Raw genomic sequence first — 19,842 nt, forward strand, 5'->3', positions numbered from 1 at the left:
CCAGAGTGGAAAGACCCCATTCAACGACGTTCAGTTGCTCTTTCGCCCCGCCATGTGCCCGAGATAGGCGACGACCCGTCCGAGGTCGGCGTCGCTCAGCATCGTCGCGTCGAAGCCGGGCATCCGCTGCTCCGGCCAGGAGCGCACCGCGCGCGGGTCGCGGATCAGCCGCTCCAGCCCGGCGGGGGTGAGGTATTCGGTCGGATTCATCGGCCGGTTCAGGTCCGGCCCGACCTCGGCGCTGCCGGCGCCGTTCAGCCGGTGGCAGGCCAGGCATTGGGCGACGAACACCGCCTGACCGGCCCGGACCGGCGAGTCGGCGGGCAAAGCGGCGTCCACCGCCAGCTGCGGCCAGCGCTTCAGCGGGTCGTCGGCGCTGACGAGGCGGGCGAGCTGGTAGGGCCATTGCTCGCTGGTCACCCCCGAGGCCTCCGGCCGCACCCAGACGAGGTAGAAGGGACCGGCCGAGACCGCCTTGCCGGGCAGCGGCGGCCAGGGCCGGTCGGCCGGCTCCACCGCCAGGAAGGCGACCGACCCGTCCTCGCCGGTGCGCAGGCACAGCTCCGGCGGCAGGGTCGCGGCGAATCCGTCGGAGGCGACGCCCTCCAGCACCGCGTCGGGCGGGAAGGCGTCGCGGCCGATCAGGCTCGCCAGCGGAACGGCGCGGTAGCGCATCGGGCCGCCGTAGGACATGTCGGCCGGGATGTCCACCGTCACCGCGTCCGGCCGGGCCAGCAGCGCGTCGCGGTCGAAGCGCCGCTCGACGCCGCCGATGGAGACGGTCAGCTCCGGCCCGCCGGCCCAGGCCGGAACGGCGACGATCAGGCAGAAGAGGGTCAACAGGCGCGCGATCATTCGGACTCGTCCTCGTCGTCTGGGCCGGCTTCCGGGGCCGGAGGGTCGGAACGCGGCGTCGGGTCGGCGGTGCCGGGAGACGGCCCGTCCTCCAGCCGCTCGATCTGTTCGGGGTGGGTGATGGCGATCATGGGGCCGCTGCGCAGGCCGATCCAGCCCCGCACGCGGATGCGCCGCCCCTCGTAGGACAGCGGGTCGATGCCGGCCTTGCCGAAGTCGCGCATCACCGCGCGCGGGATGTGGATCGTCGTGTCGGTGCGCCAGTCCTCGCCGAAATCCAGATAGGCCTCGCCGCCCGCCTTGGAGACGTGCAGCACCCGCCCCTCGACGATCTGGAAGCTGTCACGGTCGCGGGCCAGCGTGGCCGGGTCGGTGCCGCGCACGGCGTAGATTCGGGTCCGCCACAGCCCCCGGTTCCGCGCCCGCGCCGTCTCCTCGGCCGCCAGCATCTCGCGCGCGAAGCCCCGCGCGTCGGGCCGGGTGTGGACGCGGGCGTGGCCGCGCGCCAGCATCTCCCCCTGGAGCCAAACCCCGTCCTCGCGCATCAGCTGCGCCATCGGGCGCCCGTGCCGGTCCGGTATGGCCTCCCCACCGGCGTTGGGGCGCGGCATCACCACGCGGCCGAGCGCCAGTTCCGACAGGGCCGCCGTCGCCGCCTCGGCCAGCGGCCAGCGCCGGCCGTCGCCGGGGTCGGCGCTGCGCGGCGGCTTGGCGGCCTCGATTCCGGCCAGCCGGACGCGCCGACCGTCCTCCAGTTCCAGCGTGTCGCCATCGGGCACCGCGACCACGCGCCAGCGCTCCGCCGGGGCGGCGGCGGACAGGAGCAGGCCGAACAGCGGCAGGCACAGGAAACGGAACGGGACGGGCATGGCGGGTGGGCAAAGCCTTGGAACAACCGCCGTCCGGCGGGGTTCTGACCGGTATGCCGAGCTTCACACGCAACCGCAACCCTGGCCGCACCCCCGGCCGTTCCCTCCGCCGCTCCGCCGCCGCCGCGCTCGCCGCGCTGTGGCTGGCGGCGGCGCCCGTCGCGCCCGCCCAGGCCGGGCTGTTCGACGGCGACGAGCAGGCCATCGGCGCCCAGGAGCACCCCAAGATCCTGTCGCAGTTCGGCGGGGCGGTGAAGGACGCGCGGGTGCAGGGCTACGTCGATCGGCTCGGCCGCAAGCTGGCCGCCACCACCGAGCGGGCGCGCGATCCCTGGACCTTCACCGTGCTGGACAGCGAGGTGGTCAACGCCTTCGCCCTGCCCGGCGGCTACGTCTACGTCACGCGCGGGCTGCTGGCGCTCGCCAAGGACGAGGCGGAGGTGGCCGGGGTGCTGGCCCACGAGATCGGCCACGTCACCGCCCGCCATTCCTCCCGCCGCCAGACCCGGCAGACCATCACCGACCTGCTGGCCGCCGGGGTCGGGCTGGTGCTGGGCGACGAGACGCTGGGGCAGTTGGCCGGCCTTGGCGGCACCGCGCTGACCGCCGGTTATTCGCGCGAGCAGGAGCTGGAGGCCGACCAGTTGGGGGTCACCACGCTGGAGCGCGCCGGCTACGACCCCTTCGCCATGGCGACCTTTCTGGAGACCCTGCGCCGCGACACCCAGTATGACGGGCTGCGCGCCGGCAAGCGGGGCGACGACGGCTTCGACTTCTTCGCCAGCCACCCGCAGACGGAGGACCGCGTGCGCCGCGCCGCCGATCTGGCCCGCGCCCGTCCCCCCGGCGCCCGGCCGCGCGACCCCTACCTCGCCGCCGTGGACGGCATGATCTACGGCGACAGCCCGGAGAACGGCTTCGTCCGTGGCCGGAACTTCGCCCATCCGGGGCTCGGCATCGCCTTTTCGGTTCCGGATGGGTACAGCCTGCTGAACGGGGCCGATCAGGTGATCGCCAAGGGCCGCGACGGCACCGCGCTGTCCTTCGACGGCGCGCCCGCGTCCGGGGTGCGCGACCCCGCCGATTACCTGACACGGGTCTGGGCCAAGGGCGCGACCCTGCGGGATGCCCAGACCACCACCATCGGCGGCCTGCCCGCCGCGACCGCCGTGACCCGGGGCGAGATCGACGGATCCACCGCCGACATCCGGCTGGTCGCCATTCGTTTCGACAACGACACGATCTACCGCTTCACCTTCCTGGCGCCGACCGGCTCGCTGGCCCGCGCCGACCGCGCGTTCCAGGCGACGGCCAACAGCTTCCACCGGTTGACCCGCCAGGAGGCCGCGCAGCTCCAGCCGCGCCGCATCCGCGTCGTCGCCGTCCAGCCCGGCGACAGCGTGGAAGGCTTCGTCCGCCGCATGCCACAGGAACCCTACGGCGAGGAGTTGTTCCGGATCATCAACGACCTGCCGCCGGGCACGCCGCTGGCGCCCGGCCAGAAGGTCAAGGTGATCGAAGGCGACTGACCGCCTCCCCGGATCGTCCCCGCGCGGACTTCGCTTTTTCAGGCGCGGAACGGTTGCTCCCGCCGTCGCGCGTGGTACCCTGCCGGCCATCATGCTCGACACCCCCTCAGCGCCCCCGCCGGTCCGCGCACGGGCGGCGGCCCGGAAACGCTTGCGGCTGCCGATCGCGGCGGTGCTGGTCGCCGGCTTCGGGTCGCTGATGCTGCTGGCGGTGGCCAGCGTCCTGGTGCTGGGGCTGGTCAGCGCCGGGACCAACACCTTCGCCCTGCTGAACGACAAGGCCGATCTGGCGCTGGCCAGCGTCGAGATCCGCGTCCGCCACCAATTGGATCCCGCCCGCGACATGGCCCGCTTCGTCGCCGGGCTGATCGAGCGCGCCGACCTCGACCCCACCGATCCGGCGATGCTGGCGGTCACGCTGCGCGGCGCGCTGGCGGCGGCGCCCGACGTGACCGGAGTCGCGTTCATCCGCCCCGACCTGACCGGGGTGCGGGCCGCGCGGCTGAACGGCGGGCTCCAGGCCGGCGCCTTCGACCTCCAGGGCGAGGGCGACATCCCGCCCGAGCTGCTCGACGGCCCCAACCGCAGCGCCGCCGTCTGGATCGACCCGCGCTGGTCCAAGGAGGCGTCGAACAGCTTCATCTCGCTCTACCAGCCGGTGCGGCGCGACGGGCGCTATCTGGGGCAGGTCGTGGTCGGCGTGTCGCTGGGCGACCTGTCGCGCTTCCTGTCGCTGCTCTACGTCGAGCAGGGGCTGAACGCCTTCGTGCTCTACGACCGCACCCATGTGCTGGCCCACCCGGCTCTGGTCGGCCGCAGCTTCGACTTCTCCAACAAGCCGGACGGCCCGCCGCTGCCGCGCGTCGATCAGGTGGACGACCCGGCGCTGGCCGCGCTGTGGACCGCCGGCACGCCGGTGCAGTCCCTCAAGAAGCGCGTCGAGGGCAAGGCCGTCAGCGTCATGGGCGACGACTACCTGTTCCTGATGCGCAGCATGGCCGGCTACGGCCAGCAGGACTGGATCATCGGCATCGGCTTCCGCGACGGGGAGGTCAACGGCGAGATCCGCCGGCTCTACAAGACCGGGCTGGTCGGGCTGGCGATCCTGCTGGTCTCGGTCGCGGTGGCGCTCTACGTCGGGCGCAAGATCAGCCGGCAGGTCGCGCGGCTGGCCGAGGCCGCCGACCGCGTCCGCGCCTTCGAGTTCCGCGACATCGCCGACCTACCCGATTCGCGCCTGCGCGAGATGGCGCGCGCGGCCAGCGCCTTCAACGCCATGGTCGCCGGCCTGCGCTGGTTCGAGACCTATGTGCCCAAGGCGCTGGTGCTGCGGCTGATGCGCCAGCGCGAGGGGCTGCCCGGCGATGGCGGCGATGGTGGGGGCAGCGGCGGGCTGGCCTCGGTGCAGCGCGAGGTGACGGTGATGTTCACCGACATCCGCGGCTTCTCCCGCATGGCCGAGCACAGGAGCGCCGCCGACACCGCCGCTTTGCTGAACGAGCATTTCACCCTGCTCGCCGCCTGCATCGAGGCGGAGGGCGGCACGGTGGACAAGTTCATCGGCGATTCGCTGATGGCCTTCTGGGGCGCGCCCGAGGCGCAGCAGGACCACGCGGCCCGCGCGCTGCGCGCCGCCCACGCCATCCACCACGCGGTGTGCGCCGACAACCGCCGCCGCGTCGCCGCCGGACAGCCGCCGATCCATGTGCGGATCGGCCTGCACAGCGGCACGGTGGTGGTCGGCAACATCGGGTCGGCCAGCCGGATCAACTACACCATCGTCGGCGACACGGTGAACGTCGCCGCGCGCATCGAGGAGCTGTCGGCCGCGCTGCAGGGCGACGCCGAGGTGATCGTCCTGACCAGCGGTGTCACCGCCGCCAAGGGCGGCAACGCGGCGCCGCTCGTCCGCCAGGGCGGCCGGTCCCTGCGCGGGCGCACCGGCACCACCGAGCTGTGGCGCATGGTCGTCCCGGCCGTGGTGGTGGAAGCGCTGAAGGAGAGTGGAGAGCCGGCGTCCAGCCCCGCGCCGCGCCCCGGAACCGGGGTGCAGGCGGAGTCGGAAGCGGATTCATCGGCTGTGTAAGGACCCTGTGGGAATGGCCGGGCGGCTTACGCCTCGACCAGCAGGTCGTCGAAATCCTCGACCCGCTTCAACATCGATTGACGCAACTTCTGAAGCGCGCGGTGCTCCAACTGGCGCACCCGCTCCTTGCTGACGCCCAGTTCGCGGCCCAGCTCCTCCAGGGTGGCGCCCTCCTCGCGGAGGCGGCGTTCCCGGATGATGGTGCGCTCGCGCGGCGACAGCTCGCCCAAGGCCTCGGCCAGCCATTGCGACCGGGTGTCGGCGTCGCGCATGCCGATGACGACGTCCTCGGGGGACGGGCGCTGGTCGGCCAGGAAATCCTGCCAATCGTCGTCCGACCCGTCGGCGACGGGGGTGTTCAGCGACTGGTCGGAGCCGGACAGCCGCATCTCCATCGCCTCGACCTCGGTCACGTCGACCTTGAGTTCGCCCGCGATCCACTCGCGGCCCTCGCGGGTCAGGCGGTTGCCGCTGCCGTTCTGCGAAGCCGCGTCGATCTTGGCGCGCAGGCGGCGCAGGTTGAAGAACAGCGATTTCTGCGCGGCGGTGGTGCCGGTCCGCACGATGGACCAGTTGCGCAGGATGTAGTCCTGCATGGCCGAGCGGATCCACCACGCCGCGTAGGTGGAGAAGCGCACCTCGCGGTCCGCCTCGAAGCGGGCGGCGGCCTGCATCAGGCCGACGTTGCCCTCCTGGACCAGATCGCCCATCGGCAGGCCGTAATTGCGGAAGCGCGACGCGGTGGCGATGACCAGCCGGGTGTAGGCCCGGACCAGCTCGTGCAGGGCGCGTTCGTCGCCCGCTTCCCGCCATTTGCGGGCGAGATCGAATTCGTGATCGCGCGACAGCAGAGGTTCGCGCATGGACGCCTTGATGAAGCTCAGATTCGCACGCTGAGTCTCCGGATCGTCGATGTAAGCCATCCGTCCCTTCCTTCCCGTCTGGGCGGCATCATGTTCCTTGGATCGTTTTCCATCGGGTCTTCGCCGGCTGCCGCCCGCCCCCAAAGATCGGTGTTCGGGGAAGACAACAGGCATCGCCGCGCCCTGTTGCGTAGAGATACGCAAATCAGAGTCGATCGGATCACAGGAAAGGACGGGAATCAGGGCGGAGGTGGTGAAAACACCATTCGGTCCGCTTGAGGTCAGAATATGGATCAGACTTGGAAAAGATCCAGAAGCTCCCCGGAAGAATCAAGACGGGCGCAGACGAGGTGCCCCCCAAAGCCGCAGCCGCCGTCCAGCGTCAGTCCGACCGGCCCGGACGCCACGCCCTGGCGGGCCGGGTCGAACCCGCGCACCAGCCGCCGGAAGACCCCGTAGGGCTCGGCCAGCCGCGCGAAGCCGCTACCGCCCCACCAGAAGGCGTCGCCCTGCTGGCCCAGCGGCCGGGCCGGGTCGATGCCGGCGCTGACCAGCAGAAGCCCGCCTTCCCGGGTTTCCACGTCGGCGTCGCCGGTGTAGGCGGCGCGGCGCAGCGCGTTGAACAGCGCCTCGTGCCCCGGCCGCGCCAGCACCGCCTGCCGCAGCTCCCGCGTCCAGCGCCCCAGCATCATGGTGCCGCCGCGCGCCGCCGCCATGCCGGACTCGGGCAATCCGCCATAGGCGGCCAGCGTCGCGCCGACGCCTTGGCGCAGCATCCAGTCGAGAACCTGCCGGGGATCGGGGGCGAAATGGAGTTGCAGCAGTTTCTGCCACATCTCCTCCTGCGCGCCGCGCAGATAGACGATGTCGGTGGCCAGCATGCCGCGCAGGCTGAGCAGGGCGCGGCGGAAGTCGAGCAGGCGGTCGATGGTGTCCGCCACCCGGTCGCCATGGCCGATCATGTTGCCGAGATAGACCAGCCGGTCGCCGGGCCGGAAGCCTTGGGCGATGGCGCGGTGCATGGCGTCGAGATGGTCGGGCTGGGCGTGGATCGCCCCGACGGCCCAGACATGGCGAGGCCGTCCCAGGACGGCGAAGCGGCTGTCGGCGGTCTTTTGCTGGTCAGCCACGCGAGAACGCACGCCTACACTCCGGTCCGAGGTCGGGGCCGGAGTGTAGGCGTGTCACGCAAGGGAAACAAAGCTGAAAACCGGATCGCTGGCGGATCGGGGGCGCGGCCAAAGGATGCGGCCGCGCTTTCTCCAGGATAAACCCAGGAGGACCGGATCAGGCGGCCTTGGACAGGACCGATTCCAGACGCTCGGTCGCCTTGGTCTCGTCGATCTTCTCGACGGCGGCGAGTTCGCGGGCCAGACGCTCCAGCGCGGCCTGGTAGATCTGACGCTCGCTGTAGGACTGGTCGGACTGGTCGGCGCCGCGGTACAGGTCGCGCACCACCTCGGCGATCGACACCGGGTCGCCCGAATTGATCTTGGCCTCGTATTCCTGGGCGCGGCGGCTCCACATGGTGCGGCGCACGCGCGAACGGCCCTGCAACGTCTCCAGCGCGACCTTGATCCGGTCCTTGGTGGACAGGCGGCGCAGGCCGGAGTTCTTGGCCTTGCCGACCGGAACCTTGAGAGTCATGCGCTCTTTTTCGAACGTGATCGCGTAGAGCTGAACCTCAAGGCCAGCAATGCTGTGGGTTTCGATCCCTTCGACCCGACCGACGCCATGAGCCGGGTAAACGACGAAGTCGCCGGCTTCGAAGTCAAGCTTGTTCGACATGTGGGTTGGCTCTCACTTCTCGCGATCACGCCATTTTGCCGTCCCGGTGGAAGGGACGAAAAAAGACCCTCAGACGACCATGGCGCCGTGGGATGGAGGTCCACGACGATCACGACAGTCACGAGTCCTTGCAGCGATGGGAGTACCGGCAATGGCGCGAAGGCCGGCTCCGGGCGCCGAGTATACCGATATTACGGTCGAGTTACAAAGGGAACGCGCGGCGGGGCGGACGGTTTTATCCGCCGCCCGGCCATGGCCGACCCGTCCATTTTGCATGGCAACAAATTCAGGCCAAGCTCTCGGAAACGCCGCGACTCCGAGTCCGCTTCACCGGGGCCGGGTCACTTGCCCGGCTTGGGGGAGAAGTATTTCTCCATCTTGCCCGGCATGCCCTTGAAGCTGTCGGCGTCGGGCATGGCGTCCTTCTTGCGCGTCAGGTTGGGCCATTGGCCGGCGTAATCCCGGTTCATCTCCAGCCACTTGGCCGCGCGGTCGTCGGTGTCGGGGAAGATCGCCTCGGCCGGGCATTCGGGCTCGCACACGCCGCAGTCGATGCATTCGTCCGGGTGGATGACCAGCATGTTCTCACCCTCGTAGAAGCAATCCACGGGGCAGACCTCGACGCAGTCGGTGTACTTGCACTTGATGCATTCGTCGGTGACGACGTAGGGCATGATTCTCTTCTCCGCTGTTCCGGCCGGTCCTTCGCTCTCCGGACGCGTGCCTCGCGCCGGATGGCCGCACCCGAGCCGGATTGCCAACCCGCGCCTGCCTAGCACGCCGTCTTCAAGCCGTTCAACCCCGTGCGTTCTGTGGGCGCTTGCGTCGCGGGGAACTCCGCCTCGCCATCCCGTGAGACGGCGGCCAGGAAGGCCCGCAGGCTGGCGGTCTCGACGGAGTCGGTCCGCCGCACGAACAGGGTCGGCATGCGCCCGAGCGATCCCGGCAGGGCGCTCCACGACAGCCGGCCGCGCCACGGCTCCCGCTCCACCACCGAACGCGGCATGACGGTGACGCCCATGCCGGCCCCCACGCACCCCAATATGGCGTCGAGCGCGCCGAATTCCATCACCCGGAACGGCACGCGCCCGGCCTCGCGCATCGCCGCCTCCGCCCGGCCGCGGTAGGCGCAGGTCCGCGCGAAGCCCAGCAGCGTGCGCCGCGCCCCGTCGCCGGTCGCACCGCCCGCCGCTTCGACCAGCACCAGTTCCTCGTCGAAGACGGGGATCCCGGACAGGTCGGGGTGGTCGACCGCGCCGCCGACGAAGGCGCCGTCGAGGCGTCCGGCCAGCAGATCGGTCAGCAGGGTCTCGGTCGGGCCGGGGGCGACGGTCAGTTCCACGTCGGGGTGGTCGGCGTGGAAACGCGCCAGGATCGGCGGCAGCCGCACCGCCGCCGTCGATTCCATGGTGCCGATGGTCAGCCGCCCGCCGCGCCCGGCGGCGTCCGTCACCGCGTCGCGCGCCTGGGCCACCAGCCGCAGCACGCGGTCGGCGTAGTCGGCCAGCACCCGCCCGGCCGGGGTCGGCACCATGCCCCGGCTCATCCGGCGGAACAGGTCGACGCCCAGATCCTCCTCCAGCCGCTTGACCCGCGCCGTTACGTTGGACTGGACGCAGTGCAGCGTCTCCGCGGCGCGGCTGACGCTGCCGGTGTCGGCCACCGCCTTGACCACGCGCAATCCCGCCAGATCCATAGAGTCCATCCCCTCTGTCCGCCCGCGCGCCGCGCATGGCACCCATCACTGGAAGTGGAGCTTAGCATCAGGACAATTCATTGGAAATGACCGCTCCATCCCGGCCATGATGGTTGGCAAAACAAACGGGAATTCTTCGCGAGAGGCGTGACGACCATGTTTCGCGTGCTGATCGGCGGCGTCATCGCGCTCGCCATCGCCATGGGGGTGGCGCGCTTCGCCTTCACCCCGATCCTGCCGGCGATGCAGGCCGCGACCGGGCTGGGCACCGACGGGGCGGGCTTCCTCGCCTCGCTGAACTACCTGGGCTATTTCATCGGCGCGCTGGGGGCCGGGCTGGTGCCGCACGGGGTTGTACGGACCACCGTCTTCCGGGTCTGCCTGCTCTTCAGCGTCGCCACCACGGCGGCGATGGGCCTCGATTTCGGCAACGCCGCAGAGGCCATGCCGGCCTGGAGCGTGCTGCGCTTCGTCTCGGGCGTGGCGAGCGCCGGGATCTTCATCCTCGGCATCGCCATGGCGCTCGACACGCTGGCCCGCGCCCAGGGCGAGCGCTGGGCGGGCTGGCTCTACACCGGGGTCGGGACCGGCATCGCTTCCTCCGGGTTGTTCGTGGCGCTGGCCGGCGGACGGCTGGGCTGGGACGGCGACTGGCTGGCGCTGGGGGCGATCTGCGCGGTGCTGGGGGTGCTGCCCGCCCTCTGGGTCACCGACCCGCCGCCCGTCGCCCGTCCGACCGCCCACACGGCCGGCGCCGCGCCGCCCGCCAAGGCCGCCGCCCTGTCGGCGCCGCTGCTGCTGCTGACCGCCGCCTATTTCCTGGAGGGCGGCGGCTACATCGTGTCGGGCACCTTCCTGGTGTCGATCCTGAAGACCAACCCGGACACGGCGGCGCTGGGCGAGGCCGCCTGGATGGTCGTCGGGCTGGGCGCCATGGGGGCCGGCGTGTTCTGGGCGGCGGTCGCTAGGCGGATCGGGTCGTGGGGCGCGCTGATCCTCGCCCACGCCGCGCAGACAGTCTCCATCCTGCTGCCGATGACCGGGTCGCCGACGGCGGCGGTGGTCTCGGCGCTGCTGTTCGGGGCGACCTTCGTCGGCATCGTCGCGCAGTCCTTCGCGCTGGGCCGCGCCCTGTCGGGGGGAGCCTCGGCGCGGGTCGTCGGCACGCTGACCGCCGTCTACGGGCTGGGCCAGATCATCGGACCGCTGCCCGCCGGGATGGTGGTGTCGCGGACCGGCAGCTTCGATTCCGCCCTGATCGGCGCCGCCGCCGCCGTGGTCGCGGGCGGCGTTCTGCTGGCGGTCGGCGCCTGGATCGCCGGTCGGCAAACGGAGAGCCGAGCCTCCCTGCCGGCGGCGCCGGTCCCGTAAGACGCGCTTTCCAGTCCGGACGCTTCCGCGCCGTCCGGGAACATTCGCCGGGGACGGAGGTTGTGCCTGCGGTGGGGCAGCGCGCAGGGAGGGCAGCCGTCATGGAAAAGAACGAGATCGTCGACACGCTCAACGACCTGATCCGGATCGTCGAGGACAGCCACGAGGGCTACCGGCAGGCCGCCGAAAGCGCCGAGGAGGAGGACCTCAAGACGCTGTTCAACGATCTGGCGTCCCAGCGCGGCGCCATCGTCCGCGAGGTCCAGCGCCTCGTCGCCGAGCAGGGCGGCGCCCCGGACATGGGCGGCACCATGATGGGCGGCGCGCACCGCTTCTTCCTGGGTCTGAAGGCGGCGGTCATGGGCCACGACCGCGCGGCCATCCTGACCGAGGTGGAGCGCGGCGAGGACGAATGCATCCGCCTCTACGACGTGGCGCTGGCCAAGGATCTCCCGCTGCCCATCGTCGCGGTGGTGGCGCAGCACCTCGACCGCATCCGGGTCGACCGTGACCGCATGGCGGCGTTGCGCGGGGTCGCGGCCTGATGCTGCGGCGCAGCATTGCCGTCCTCCGGTGGCGGGCGTAGGCTGAGGGCTCAACCGCTTTCCGCTCCTCCGAAGGACGTTCCGATGATTGCCGACGATCTGACCACCCAGGGCGCCTTCGCGCTGTACCGGGTGGAAAACGCGCACCGCGTCGCCGAGTTCGCCAAGTCGGCGGACGCCGACGCGGCCATCGCCGCCGACTTCAACGATTACCGGCAGCGCTACCTGCGCAAGTTCCAGGACTTCAGCGCCAGCCTCGCCAGCCTCGGCCTGACGATCACCCGCGCGGCCTGAGCGCCGTCCAGTTCCAGCGCGGCGCCGGAATCCCGGCGCGGCGCCGGCCGGCCTCGGCCAGCACCGCGCGCTTGGCGGGCGCGTCCAGCCCGCTCCAGTCCTTGATCTCGTCCAGGCTGCGGAAGCAGCCCAGGCAGACGTCGTCGTCGTTCAGCGTGCATTGGCGCACGCAGGGCGACGGGACCGTCGATTCGTCGATGGTCATGCCGGAAACTCTCTCGATGCCGGGCGTGGGCGGCCGGGCGCGCCGCTGCCGCCGACCATGCCAGCGCGGCGGCGCTGCGACAAGTCGGGGATATGGGCTCAACCCCTTGGGAATCGGCTGGGAAAGCCCTATACTGCGGCCATGGCCCGCATGCTGTTCCTCCGCGATATCGACGTCGATGTGCAACTGCGCTGCTGCTCCTGCGGGCATGGCGGCGCCTTGCCGCGCGCCCTGCTGGTGCGGCGCTTCGGGCCGAACTACCCGGTCCTGTCGATCGCTCCGCATTACCGCTGCTCGCGCTGCGATTCCCGCGACACCGAGAGCCGCCCGGCGCCACGGGAGGATGTCCACCGCGACCGCGTGACGGAAGCTCCCGCCGAACCCTCCTTCGACGCTTCCCTGGCCGCCCTGCAAGGCTTGTTGGCGTCGGTGCGCGGCCCGGACAAGGCCGAGGAGGCGTACCGCCCCCCGCCGCTCTGGAGCCGGTCGAACGACGAGGTGGGAGACAAGCCGATCGGCAAAAGACCGGTCAATGACCGGTGGGACGGCGGCAAGCTGGACGACGACAAGCCGGACGATGACGGGCCGGATGATGATGAGCCGGGCTTGGATAGAACGGGCTTGGACGATTTCCCTCCCTTGCCCGCCTTCAAGCCTTTCGTCGCTCCGGAACCGCGCCCGTCCGTCACCAGTTGGGCCGACGCCGGAGCGGCGGACAGCGATGCCGACGACGACGAACTGGCCGACACCGGCTGGGACGAGCCGGACATGGAACCGGAGCGTCCCGCCGCCCCGGCCTGGACACCGCCGCCCGTTACCGCCAAAAGTTTCCGCCCGCTGGAGGATCTCGCCGCCGACGGTCCCGCCGACACGGACGCCTCCCCTCTCTGGGAACCGGTGTCGCTGGCCGACATGGCCGCCCGGCAGGAAGGGGGAGCCGCCATTGCGGACGAGGAAGACGAGGACCAGGACGAGGACCAGGACGAGGATCTCCTGAAGAACGACGCGCCGCTCGACGAGACCCTGGCCGCCATGCGCCGCTTCTTCGCCGACGCCGATCTGGCGGGCGACGACGAGCCGCCGGCCCCTCCGGTCCGGAGCGCGGCCAACGACACCCGTGCCGCCGGCTTCGCGCAAGCGCTGGACGACCCGAAGGACCGGGAAGAGGACGACGAGCCGGAAGACGACCCCGCCGAAACCCCGGTCTTCTCGTACCGGGCGCTGGTCCGCGACGATTTCGACGAGGATTCGACCGAGGACGACCAGCCCGAGGACCATGACGATGCGGAACCGGCCGACGCGGACATCCTCGCCTTCACCATCCGCGATCCCGAAAAGCCCGCTCCACCACCGCCACGGCTGGGACGCGCGGCGTCCGCAACGCCCTCGCCCGCCGACGAGGATGTGGGCTTCGACAAAACGCTGGCCGCGCTGCGGTCGATGATCGAGGACGCCGCGACCGAACCGAAAGTCGTCCCCGTCCGCCGCAAGACCAGGCCGGCCGCCGTCCCGCCCCCGGAGGCGATGGACACGCCGGAGGCGGCGGTTCCTCCCCTGCCCCGTGTGGACGATCCCGACGCCAGGACGCCCGCCAAGGCGGCGAAGCCCCGTCGCTCTTCCCAGGAACGCGAGATCGAAGAGGCGATGAAGGCCCTGCGCGATCTGGTCGAGGACGACACGCCGCCCCCGCAACCGGTCCTGCCGACGCGGTCCGGCGGCAAGGCGAAGCCCGGTCCCGTGATCCGCGACGAGGTTGCCGAAGAGTTTCCCCCGGCCGAGCCTGTGACGCCGCCGGTTGGCAAGAAGCGGACGGAAGCGGACAGCGACACCAGTCCCCTCAGCAAGACCATCGCGGCGTTGCGCGGGATGCTGGAACTCGACGGACGGCGCAAGCGCTGAATCGTTGGGGAGGACGGCGTGGGGGCGGCGACGTTTGCCCCCTTGTCACGGCCTTGACAGTTCCACTCCCGCTTGGTCTGGATGATCCAAGAGCGACGGGAACCCTCCGGCGGCGCGGACCACGCCCACCGGGCGGCCGACACGGCTGGTGATCGGCGCCTCCAGCAGCGTGGCGGCACGCGCCCAATGCTCCTCGCCCAGCACCTTGGTGGACCGGATCAGGGCGGCCAGCGCGACCTCGCGGGCGCGGTCGCCGCCGTCCTCGATCTTCAGCGCGATGCCGATCCCCGCCTCCGGCAGCACGGCGCAGCCGACGCCCTCGGCGCCGCCCTTCACCAGCACGAGACCGTCGGCCGCCTGCATCATCGCGGTGTCGAAGCGGTTCCGGCCGGCGATCAGATGCGGGTGCGCCCGCCACGCTCCCGCGATCCGGGTGACCGCCTCGGCCCGCGCGTCGGGCAGGTCGACCGGGTCGGCGATGCGGGCCATGGCGTAGGCGATGGCGCCGAGCGGGACACCGACGGTCGGGATCGAGCAGCCGTCAATGCCCCAGGGCGCGCGGGACAGGTCCTGGCCGGTCATCTGCTCCATCACGCCCAGGATGCGCTGCTGCACCGGGTGGTCGAAGCGGACATAGCCCCTGGTCGGCTCGCCCCGGTGCCGGGCGGTGGTCAGGAAGCCGGCGTGCTTGCCCGAGCAGTTGTTGTGAAGCGCGCTCGGCGCCACGCCGTCGCGGACCAGACCGGCGGCGGTCCCGGAATCGTAGGGGATCTGCGCCCCGCATTCGAAATCCTCCACCGTCAACCCGACCCGCGCGATCCACGCCGCGACCCGCTCCGTGTGGACCGGCTCGCCGCTGTGGGAGGAGCAGGCCAGCGCCAGTTCGGCGTCGCCCAGCCCGAAGGCGTCGAGCGCACCGCTCTCCACCAGCGGAATCGCCTGGAGCGCCTTGATGGCGGAGCGCGGGTAGACCGGCGCGTCGATGTCGCCCCAGCGTGCCAGCACATGGCCGCCGGCGTCGACGATGCAGGCACGGGCGCGGTGGACGGATTCCACCATGCCGCCGCGCGTCACCTCGACGACGATGGGGCTTTCGGCCGGGCCGGACAGGTCGGCGGCGCCGGTGGCGTCCGCGCCGTGGGAGTGATCGTGGTCATGGTGGTGGCCGTGACCGCCGCAGCAGGAGGAGTGATCGTGGGTCATGGCGCCGAGCTTGCCTCCGCCGGTGACGCGAGGCAAGCTCCCGCCCGTTTCCTCCCTCTTCTTCGGCACGGTCTCTCCATGCGCGGCTATTTCGCCATCGGCGTCGAACGGATCAGCAAGCCCGGCAACGTCGGCAACCTGATGCGCACCGCCCACGCCTTCGGCGCCTCCTTCTTCTTCGCCATCGATCCGGAGCCCGATCTGCGGGAGACCAAGCTGGTGGACACGTCGGGCGCGACGATGCACCTGCCGCTCTACATCCACGACCGGGTCGCCGATTTCACGCTGCCCAAGGACTGCGCCCTGGTCGGGGTCGAGCTGACCGACGACGCGGTCGAGCTGCCCAGCTTCCGCCACCCGACCCGCGCCGCCTATGTGCTGGGGCCGGAGCGGGCCAGCCTGTCGCAGCCGCTGATCGACCGCTGCGATTTCGTGGTGAAGATCCCGATGGCCTTCTGCATCAACGTCGGGGTGGCGGGCGCGCTGGTGATGTACGATCGCATGATCTCGCTGGGCCGCTTCGCCGAGCGCCCGGTGCGGCCCGGCGGCCCGCTGGAGGCCCCGTCGCTGCACAAGCATGGCAAGCAGATCATGCGCAACGCCGACCGCCGCCGCCGCATCCGGGGCGAAGCGAAGCCGGTCGGCGAAACGGACTGAACACCGAATGAGTCCGAGAGGGGGCGCCGTGACGGCGCCCCGCCCGGATCCTTACTTCTTGACCAGCGGGCACTGGCTTTCGGAGATCGGCAGGAACGCCTCCTCGGCCGGGATGGTGCGCAGGATCTTGTAATAGTCCCACGGCGCCTTCGATTCGGCCGGGGTCTTCACCTGGGCGAGATACATGTCGTGGACCATGCGGCCGTCCTCGCGGATGCGGCCGTTGCGGGCGAAGAAGTCCTCGACCTTGGTCTCCTTCATCTTGGCGACCACCTTGTCGGTGTCGTCGGTGCCGGTGGCCTCGACCGCCTTGAAGTAGTGCATCAGCGACGAATAGACGCCCGCCTGCACCATGGTCGGCATCTTGCCGGTCTTCTCGAAGAAGCGCTTGGACCAGGCGCGGGTCTTCTCGTCGAAGTCCCAATAGAAGCCGGTCGTCAGGTTCAGCCCCTTGGCCGTGTCCAGCCCCAGCGAGTGGATGTCGGAGATGAAGACCAGCAGGCCGGCCAGCCGCTGCCCGGCGTCGACGATGCCGAACTCCTTAGCGGCCTTGATGGCGTTGATGGTGTCGGCCCCGGCGTTGGCCAGCCCGATCACGCTGGCCTTGGACGCCTGCGCCTGGAGCAGGAAGGATGAGAAATCCGAGGCCGGGAACGGGTGCTTGACCGAGCCGACCACCGTGCCGCCGTTGGCCTTGACCACCTTCGACACGTCGTCCTGGAGGTTCTGGCCGAAGGCGTAGTCGGCGGTCAGGAAGTACCAGCTCTTGCCGCCCTCCTCGACCACGGCGCGGCCGGTGCCGATGGCCATGGCGTAGGTGTCGTAGGTCCAGTGGATGCCGCCCTTGAAGCAGTCCTGGTTGGTGACGCGCGACGAGGCGGTGCCGGAGATCAGACTGATCTTGTTGTTGGTCTTGGCGATCTCGTTGACCGCCAGCGCGACCGAGGTCGTCACCAGTTCGGCGTAGACGTCGACCTTCTCGGTGTCGGCCCATTCGCGGGCCTTGTTGGCGGCGATGTCGGCCTTGTTCTGGTGGTCGGAGCTCAGCAGCACGATGGGCTTGCCGGCGACCTTGCCGCCCATGTCCTCGATGGCGAGCTTCGCGGCGACGATGGCGCCCGGCCCGGCGACGTCGGAATAGGCGCCGCTCATGTCGGTGAGAAGGCCGATCTTCACCGCGTCGTCGGAGATCTGGGCCAAAGCGGGGCCGGCACCGGCCAGCAGGGCGCCGGCGGTGGCGCCCAGCGTCAGGGCGGTCTTGAAGCGCATGACGGAAACTCCCCAGGTAAAGCGTTGTTTTCTTTGTTGATGATTGCGCCGGCGCGCGGGTCCGCGCGGGCCCGGGAAATTTATCCGTTGCACGCATTGCATGCCAGACAATCTTTTGACGCAGGTGTGGAGACCGTCACGCCTCGGCGGGCGTCTCTTTCAGCGCTCGTCCTGGGTCAGACGCAGCCACGCCATCGCGACGGCCAGCGCCGCGCCGTGCGCGTCCTCGGCGCGGACCGGCAGGTCGAGGTCGCGGATCAGGCTGTCCAGCCGCAGGTCGATGGCGCTTTTCGAGACGGTCCGCACCTTGCGGGCGTAGTAGAGGCTGGACACCTCCACGCGCTCGTTGCGCAGCGGCGCTCCGATCAGCCGCTCCACCAGCGCGGCGGAGAACTCCACGATGTAGCCGACCAGCGGCCGGTCGCCGAGGAATCGGCGCAGCCGCTCGGCGATCTCGGCCGGGGTCCCGTCCACGCCGGGGCAGAGGTCCAGCGCGCCGCCGGCCAGGACGCGGTTGCCCCGGATGCGCAAGGCCACGATGCGCAGCGGCTCGGCGGTGGCCGCGTCGTAGGAGGTCGCCTCGCAGTGGAGCGCGACCCGCTCGGCCGCGTTCCGGGCGTTGTCCCGGTTGGTGGTCGGCATCGCCGGCCCCTCAGTGGTTCAGGCGGAAATGATAGGCGATGGTGTCCTTGAAGCTCTTCACCAGCGCCAGACAGTCCTTGAACTGGTCGTGGTCGAGCTTGCCCAGCCTGTCCGGATGGACGAGGTTGTCGATGGCCAGCCCGCCGTCCGCCTCGCCGTGGGGGGAATCGACGCGGGCCTTCAACCGGATGGTGGACAGGATGGCGAAGGCCTCCGCCAGCTCCCCCGCCAGCTTGCGGTCGAGCGCGCCCAGCTCGGCCAGCGCCCAGATGCGGGCCACCGTGTTGGTCTCCGTCATCCGCTTCTCCAGCGCCAGCGCGCGCACGCCGTGGACGATGGGGAAGATGCCGGCCTTCTTGATGTCCACCGGTTCGGCCCGCCGCCGCTCGAACAGCGTGGCGAACAGCCCCGACGGCGTGTCGAAGGCCAAGGTCGGGCGGGCGAAATGGGTGAAGAACATCTGGTTGTCCTGCAACCGGCCCAGCAGATAGCCCCGCGCCTCGTCGAGCAGCGCCGGGTCCCCGGCCACGGCGGCGGCGTCGTAGAAGATGGCGAGGTTCATCTGCGCCGCCTCGTCCGGGCGGTGGATCCAGTGGAAGATCGCGTCCTTGTAGCCGGCCAGCGGCCGGGTCCACTCCGGGTTCGACACCATGATGTTGCCGGGACAGGGCGGGTAGCCGAAGGCGACCAGATGGCGGCTGAAATCGGCGACGATGGCGTCCAGGCCGGGGCAGTCGAAGCCGTCGCGCAGGATCAGCCCGTTGTCCTGGTCGGTCTTGAGCAGCTGCTCGCCGCGCCCCTCGCTGCCCATCACGATCAGGCAGGAGTTCGCCAGCAGTTCGGGCGGGGCCAGCAGCTCGAACAGCTTGCGGAAGATGCGGCGGTTCAGCTCGGTCACCAGATCGGCGATGAAGGCGACCTTCACCCCGGTGGCGTGCAGCGTGCGGATCAGCTCGACGATGGACAGGCTGGCGCGGCGCAGATCCTCCGGATCGGTCGCGTGCTCCACCTGGAGGCCGATGACCTGGGAGTGGTTGGACAGCACCGCCAGCAGGTCGCTCTGCCCCAGCAGCCCGACGACGGCGCCGTTCTCGGTGACGACCACCCGGCGGACCGCGTGCTTGGTCATCAGCACCAGCGCGTTGAACAGCAGATCGTCGCGGTCGAGCGTCAGCAGCCCGTAGCGGGCGAGCGGCCCGACCGGCTCCTCGACCGACCGGCCGTCGAGCACCACGAGGTCGCGCAGGTCGGTGCCGGTCAGGATGCCGATCCGGCCGTCTCCTTCCGGACCCGGATCGCGGACCAGCACGCTGCTCGCCCGGTTGCGCTTCATGGTGTCGGCGGCGTCGCGCAAGCTGGCGCCGCCGTCGACGAACAGCGGCGGGTGCAGGTAGGCCTGCCGGATGCGCGCCATGGTCAGCGCCGCCATCTCGCGGGCCGGGCGCTCGGCGGCGAGTTCGGTCATGCGCTGGGCGAAGTTGCCGAGCACCGCCGCCCCGAATTCCGGGTTGTCGCGGGCCAGCGCCTCCAGCGCCGGGCGCGGGATCAGGTGGCAGACCGTGGGCTCGGCCGCGATGAAGACGCGGCTGCGCCCGCCGCCGTAGAGCGCCTGCAGCCCGAACCGGTCGCCCGGCCCGTGGACCGCCGCGACCTCGCCGCCCCGGCGCTCCTGCACCGCCCCGCGCAGCACGACGAACAGCGCGTCCACCGGCTCCTCGCGGCCCAGCACGACGCCGCCCTTGGGGTGGAGGGCGAGGTCGAGCGCGGCGGACAGGCCCTCCCGCTCCCCGGCGGTCAGCCGGTCGAAGGGCGGGCGCGTGAAGTCGAAGGCTCCCGGATCGGCGGGGGCGGAGTGGAGGGCGGTGTCGGGCGTGGTGGTGAACAAGCGTCCCGCTCCATCGAATGGGCTGGCGAATGGTCTGGCGAATGGTCTGGCGCGTGGCGTGGCGGTGTCGGACGGCGGGCAAAAAAAAGACGCCCCTGGGGATGGTCCAGGGGCGTTCTCAGGTTACACCCGTCCCGCGGGGCGCGGAAGCGGGTGCGACAATTGGCGTTGCGGATGGGGGGCGGA

The 19,842-nt window shown here is 70.8% G+C and carries 19 protein-coding genes; 7 read left to right on the forward strand and 12 right to left on the reverse strand.

Annotation, left to right across the window (positions count from 1 at the left end; genetic code table 11):
• Positions 1-30: 30 nt before the first annotated feature.
• Positions 31-855, reverse strand: a complete 825-nt coding sequence (locus tag EJ913_RS08290) for a c-type cytochrome (RefSeq protein ID WP_126996667.1) — start codon at positions 853-855, stop codon at positions 31-33.
• Positions 852-1,724, reverse strand: a complete 873-nt coding sequence (locus EJ913_RS08295) for a thermonuclease family protein (RefSeq protein WP_126996669.1) — start codon at positions 1,722-1,724, stop codon at positions 852-854. The genes EJ913_RS08290 and EJ913_RS08295 overlap by 4 nt, the downstream gene beginning before the upstream one ends.
• A 53-nt stretch (positions 1,725-1,777) precedes the next feature.
• Here EJ913_RS08295 and EJ913_RS08300 point away from each other — a divergent pair, with 53 nt between their 5' ends.
• Both EJ913_RS08300 and EJ913_RS08305 read left to right on the forward strand, forming a co-directional pair.
• Positions 1,778-3,253: a M48 family metalloprotease gene (locus tag EJ913_RS08300; protein WP_126996671.1), complete on the forward strand. Its 1,476-nt coding sequence runs from the start codon at positions 1,778-1,780 to the stop codon at positions 3,251-3,253.
• Positions 3,254-3,404: 151 nt separating this feature from the next.
• Complete coding sequence (locus EJ913_RS08305; RefSeq protein ID WP_244939289.1) at positions 3,405-5,339, forward strand: adenylate/guanylate cyclase domain-containing protein; 1,935 nt, start codon at positions 3,405-3,407, stop codon at positions 5,337-5,339.
• Between the two features lie 26 nt (positions 5,340-5,365).
• Here EJ913_RS08305 and EJ913_RS08310 read toward each other — a convergent pair whose 3' ends face one another.
• The 5 genes from EJ913_RS08310 to EJ913_RS08330 form a co-directional block, all read right to left on the reverse strand.
• Positions 5,366-6,262, reverse strand: coding sequence for an RNA polymerase factor sigma-32 (locus EJ913_RS08310; RefSeq protein ID WP_126996675.1), 897 nt, complete (start codon positions 6,260-6,262; stop codon positions 5,366-5,368).
• A gap of 233 nt (positions 6,263-6,495) precedes the next feature.
• Entirely contained in the window at positions 6,496-7,332 is an 837-nt protein-coding gene (locus EJ913_RS08315; RefSeq protein ID WP_185909716.1) for a hypothetical protein, read from the reverse strand.
• A gap of 157 nt (positions 7,333-7,489) precedes the next feature.
• A complete protein-coding gene (locus EJ913_RS08320; RefSeq protein WP_126996677.1) occupies positions 7,490-7,990 on the reverse strand; it encodes a CarD family transcriptional regulator in 501 nt (166 codons plus the stop codon).
• A gap of 341 nt (positions 7,991-8,331) precedes the next feature.
• Positions 8,332-8,664 carry a ferredoxin FdxA gene (gene fdxA, locus EJ913_RS08325; RefSeq protein WP_126996679.1) on the reverse strand — a complete coding sequence of 111 codons (333 nt, stop codon included), beginning with the start codon at positions 8,662-8,664 and terminating at the stop codon, positions 8,332-8,334.
• Positions 8,665-8,762: 98 nt separating this feature from the next.
• Positions 8,763-9,695 (reverse strand): LysR family transcriptional regulator, encoded by a 933-nt coding sequence (locus EJ913_RS08330; protein ID WP_244939290.1) that lies wholly within the window; start codon positions 9,693-9,695, stop codon positions 8,763-8,765.
• A gap of 147 nt (positions 9,696-9,842) precedes the next feature.
• On the opposite strand from EJ913_RS08330, the gene EJ913_RS08335 reads away from it, so the two are divergent.
• The 3 genes from EJ913_RS08335 to EJ913_RS08345 all read left to right on the forward strand — a co-directional run bounded on the left by EJ913_RS08335 (position 9,843) and on the right by EJ913_RS08345 (position 11,896).
• Complete coding sequence (locus tag EJ913_RS08335) at positions 9,843-11,057, forward strand: YbfB/YjiJ family MFS transporter (RefSeq protein WP_126997100.1); 1,215 nt, start codon at positions 9,843-9,845, stop codon at positions 11,055-11,057.
• Between the two features lie 101 nt (positions 11,058-11,158).
• On the forward strand, positions 11,159-11,602 hold the full coding sequence (locus EJ913_RS08340) for a PA2169 family four-helix-bundle protein (protein ID WP_126996681.1): 444 nt from the start codon (positions 11,159-11,161) through the stop codon (positions 11,600-11,602).
• A gap of 84 nt (positions 11,603-11,686) precedes the next feature.
• Complete coding sequence (locus tag EJ913_RS08345) at positions 11,687-11,896, forward strand: hypothetical protein (protein ID WP_126996683.1); 210 nt, start codon at positions 11,687-11,689, stop codon at positions 11,894-11,896.
• Here EJ913_RS08345 and EJ913_RS08350 read toward each other — a convergent pair.
• Entirely contained in the window at positions 11,880-12,101 is a 222-nt protein-coding gene (locus EJ913_RS08350; protein ID WP_126996685.1) for a DUF1289 domain-containing protein, read from the reverse strand. The two genes, EJ913_RS08345 and EJ913_RS08350, sit on opposite strands and share 17 nt — an antisense overlap.
• Before the next feature lie 150 nt (positions 12,102-12,251).
• Between EJ913_RS08350 and EJ913_RS08355 the strand changes: the two genes are divergently transcribed.
• Positions 12,252-14,000: a hypothetical protein gene (locus tag EJ913_RS08355; RefSeq protein WP_126996687.1), complete on the forward strand. Its 1,749-nt coding sequence runs from the start codon at positions 12,252-12,254 to the stop codon at positions 13,998-14,000.
• 45 nt (positions 14,001-14,045) lie between these two features.
• Here the strand turns inward: EJ913_RS08355 and EJ913_RS08360 are convergent, their stop codons facing one another.
• Positions 14,046-15,203: an asparaginase gene (locus EJ913_RS08360; protein ID WP_126996689.1), complete on the reverse strand. Its 1,158-nt coding sequence runs from the start codon at positions 15,201-15,203 to the stop codon at positions 14,046-14,048.
• 78 nt (positions 15,204-15,281) lie between these two features.
• On the opposite strand from EJ913_RS08360, the gene EJ913_RS08365 reads away from it, so the two are divergent.
• Positions 15,282-15,860: an RNA methyltransferase gene (locus tag EJ913_RS08365; RefSeq protein WP_126996691.1), complete on the forward strand. Its 579-nt coding sequence runs from the start codon at positions 15,282-15,284 to the stop codon at positions 15,858-15,860.
• A gap of 51 nt (positions 15,861-15,911) precedes the next feature.
• On the opposite strand, the gene EJ913_RS08370 is transcribed toward EJ913_RS08365, so the two are convergent.
• From EJ913_RS08370 to EJ913_RS08380, 3 genes are all read right to left on the reverse strand, one after another.
• On the reverse strand, positions 15,912-17,129 hold the full coding sequence (locus tag EJ913_RS08370) for an ABC transporter substrate-binding protein (protein ID WP_126996693.1): 1,218 nt from the start codon (positions 17,127-17,129) through the stop codon (positions 15,912-15,914).
• A 159-nt stretch (positions 17,130-17,288) separates the two neighbouring features.
• Complete coding sequence (locus tag EJ913_RS08375) at positions 17,289-17,771, reverse strand: 3'-5' exonuclease family protein (protein ID WP_126996695.1); 483 nt, start codon at positions 17,769-17,771, stop codon at positions 17,289-17,291.
• A gap of 10 nt (positions 17,772-17,781) precedes the next feature.
• Positions 17,782-19,656: a DUF294 nucleotidyltransferase-like domain-containing protein gene (locus EJ913_RS08380; protein ID WP_126996697.1), complete on the reverse strand. Its 1,875-nt coding sequence runs from the start codon at positions 19,654-19,656 to the stop codon at positions 17,782-17,784.
• Between the last annotated feature and the right edge of the window lie 186 nt (positions 19,657-19,842).

Source organism: Azospirillum doebereinerae, from assembly GCF_003989665.1.
Lineage (GTDB): Bacteria > Pseudomonadota > Alphaproteobacteria > Azospirillales > Azospirillaceae > Azospirillum > Azospirillum doebereinerae.

Bases quoted from the DNA above. Each gene is read 5' to 3' on its own strand.
- EJ913_RS08290 (WP_126996667.1), bottom strand. From the start codon at position 855: ATGATCGCGCGCCTGTTGACCCTCTTCTGCCTGATCGTCGCCGTTCCG.
- EJ913_RS08295 (WP_126996669.1), bottom strand. From the start codon at position 1,724: ATGCCCGTCCCGTTCCGTTTCCTGTGCCTGCCGCTGTTCGGCCTGCTC.
- EJ913_RS08300 (WP_126996671.1), top strand. From the start codon at position 1,778: ATGCCGAGCTTCACACGCAACCGCAACCCTGGCCGCACCCCCGGCCGT.
- EJ913_RS08310 (WP_126996675.1), bottom strand. From the start codon at position 6,262: ATGGCTTACATCGACGATCCGGAGACTCAGCGTGCGAATCTGAGCTTC.
- EJ913_RS08320 (WP_126996677.1), bottom strand. From the start codon at position 7,990: ATGTCGAACAAGCTTGACTTCGAAGCCGGCGACTTCGTCGTTTACCCG.
- fdxA (WP_126996679.1), bottom strand. From the start codon at position 8,664: ATGCCCTACGTCGTCACCGACGAATGCATCAAGTGCAAGTACACCGAC.
- EJ913_RS08330 (WP_244939290.1), bottom strand. From the start codon at position 9,695: ATGGACTCTATGGATCTGGCGGGATTGCGCGTGGTCAAGGCGGTGGCC.
- EJ913_RS08335 (WP_126997100.1), top strand. From the start codon at position 9,843: ATGTTTCGCGTGCTGATCGGCGGCGTCATCGCGCTCGCCATCGCCATG.
- EJ913_RS08340 (WP_126996681.1), top strand. From the start codon at position 11,159: ATGGAAAAGAACGAGATCGTCGACACGCTCAACGACCTGATCCGGATC.
- EJ913_RS08345 (WP_126996683.1), top strand. From the start codon at position 11,687: ATGATTGCCGACGATCTGACCACCCAGGGCGCCTTCGCGCTGTACCGG.
- EJ913_RS08350 (WP_126996685.1), bottom strand. From the start codon at position 12,101: ATGACCATCGACGAATCGACGGTCCCGTCGCCCTGCGTGCGCCAATGC.
- EJ913_RS08355 (WP_126996687.1), top strand. From the start codon at position 12,252: ATGCTGTTCCTCCGCGATATCGACGTCGATGTGCAACTGCGCTGCTGC.
- EJ913_RS08360 (WP_126996689.1), bottom strand. From the start codon at position 15,203: ATGACCCACGATCACTCCTCCTGCTGCGGCGGTCACGGCCACCACCAT.
- EJ913_RS08365 (WP_126996691.1), top strand. From the start codon at position 15,282: ATGCGCGGCTATTTCGCCATCGGCGTCGAACGGATCAGCAAGCCCGGC.
- EJ913_RS08370 (WP_126996693.1), bottom strand. From the start codon at position 17,129: ATGCGCTTCAAGACCGCCCTGACGCTGGGCGCCACCGCCGGCGCCCTG.
- EJ913_RS08375 (WP_126996695.1), bottom strand. From the start codon at position 17,771: ATGCCGACCACCAACCGGGACAACGCCCGGAACGCGGCCGAGCGGGTC.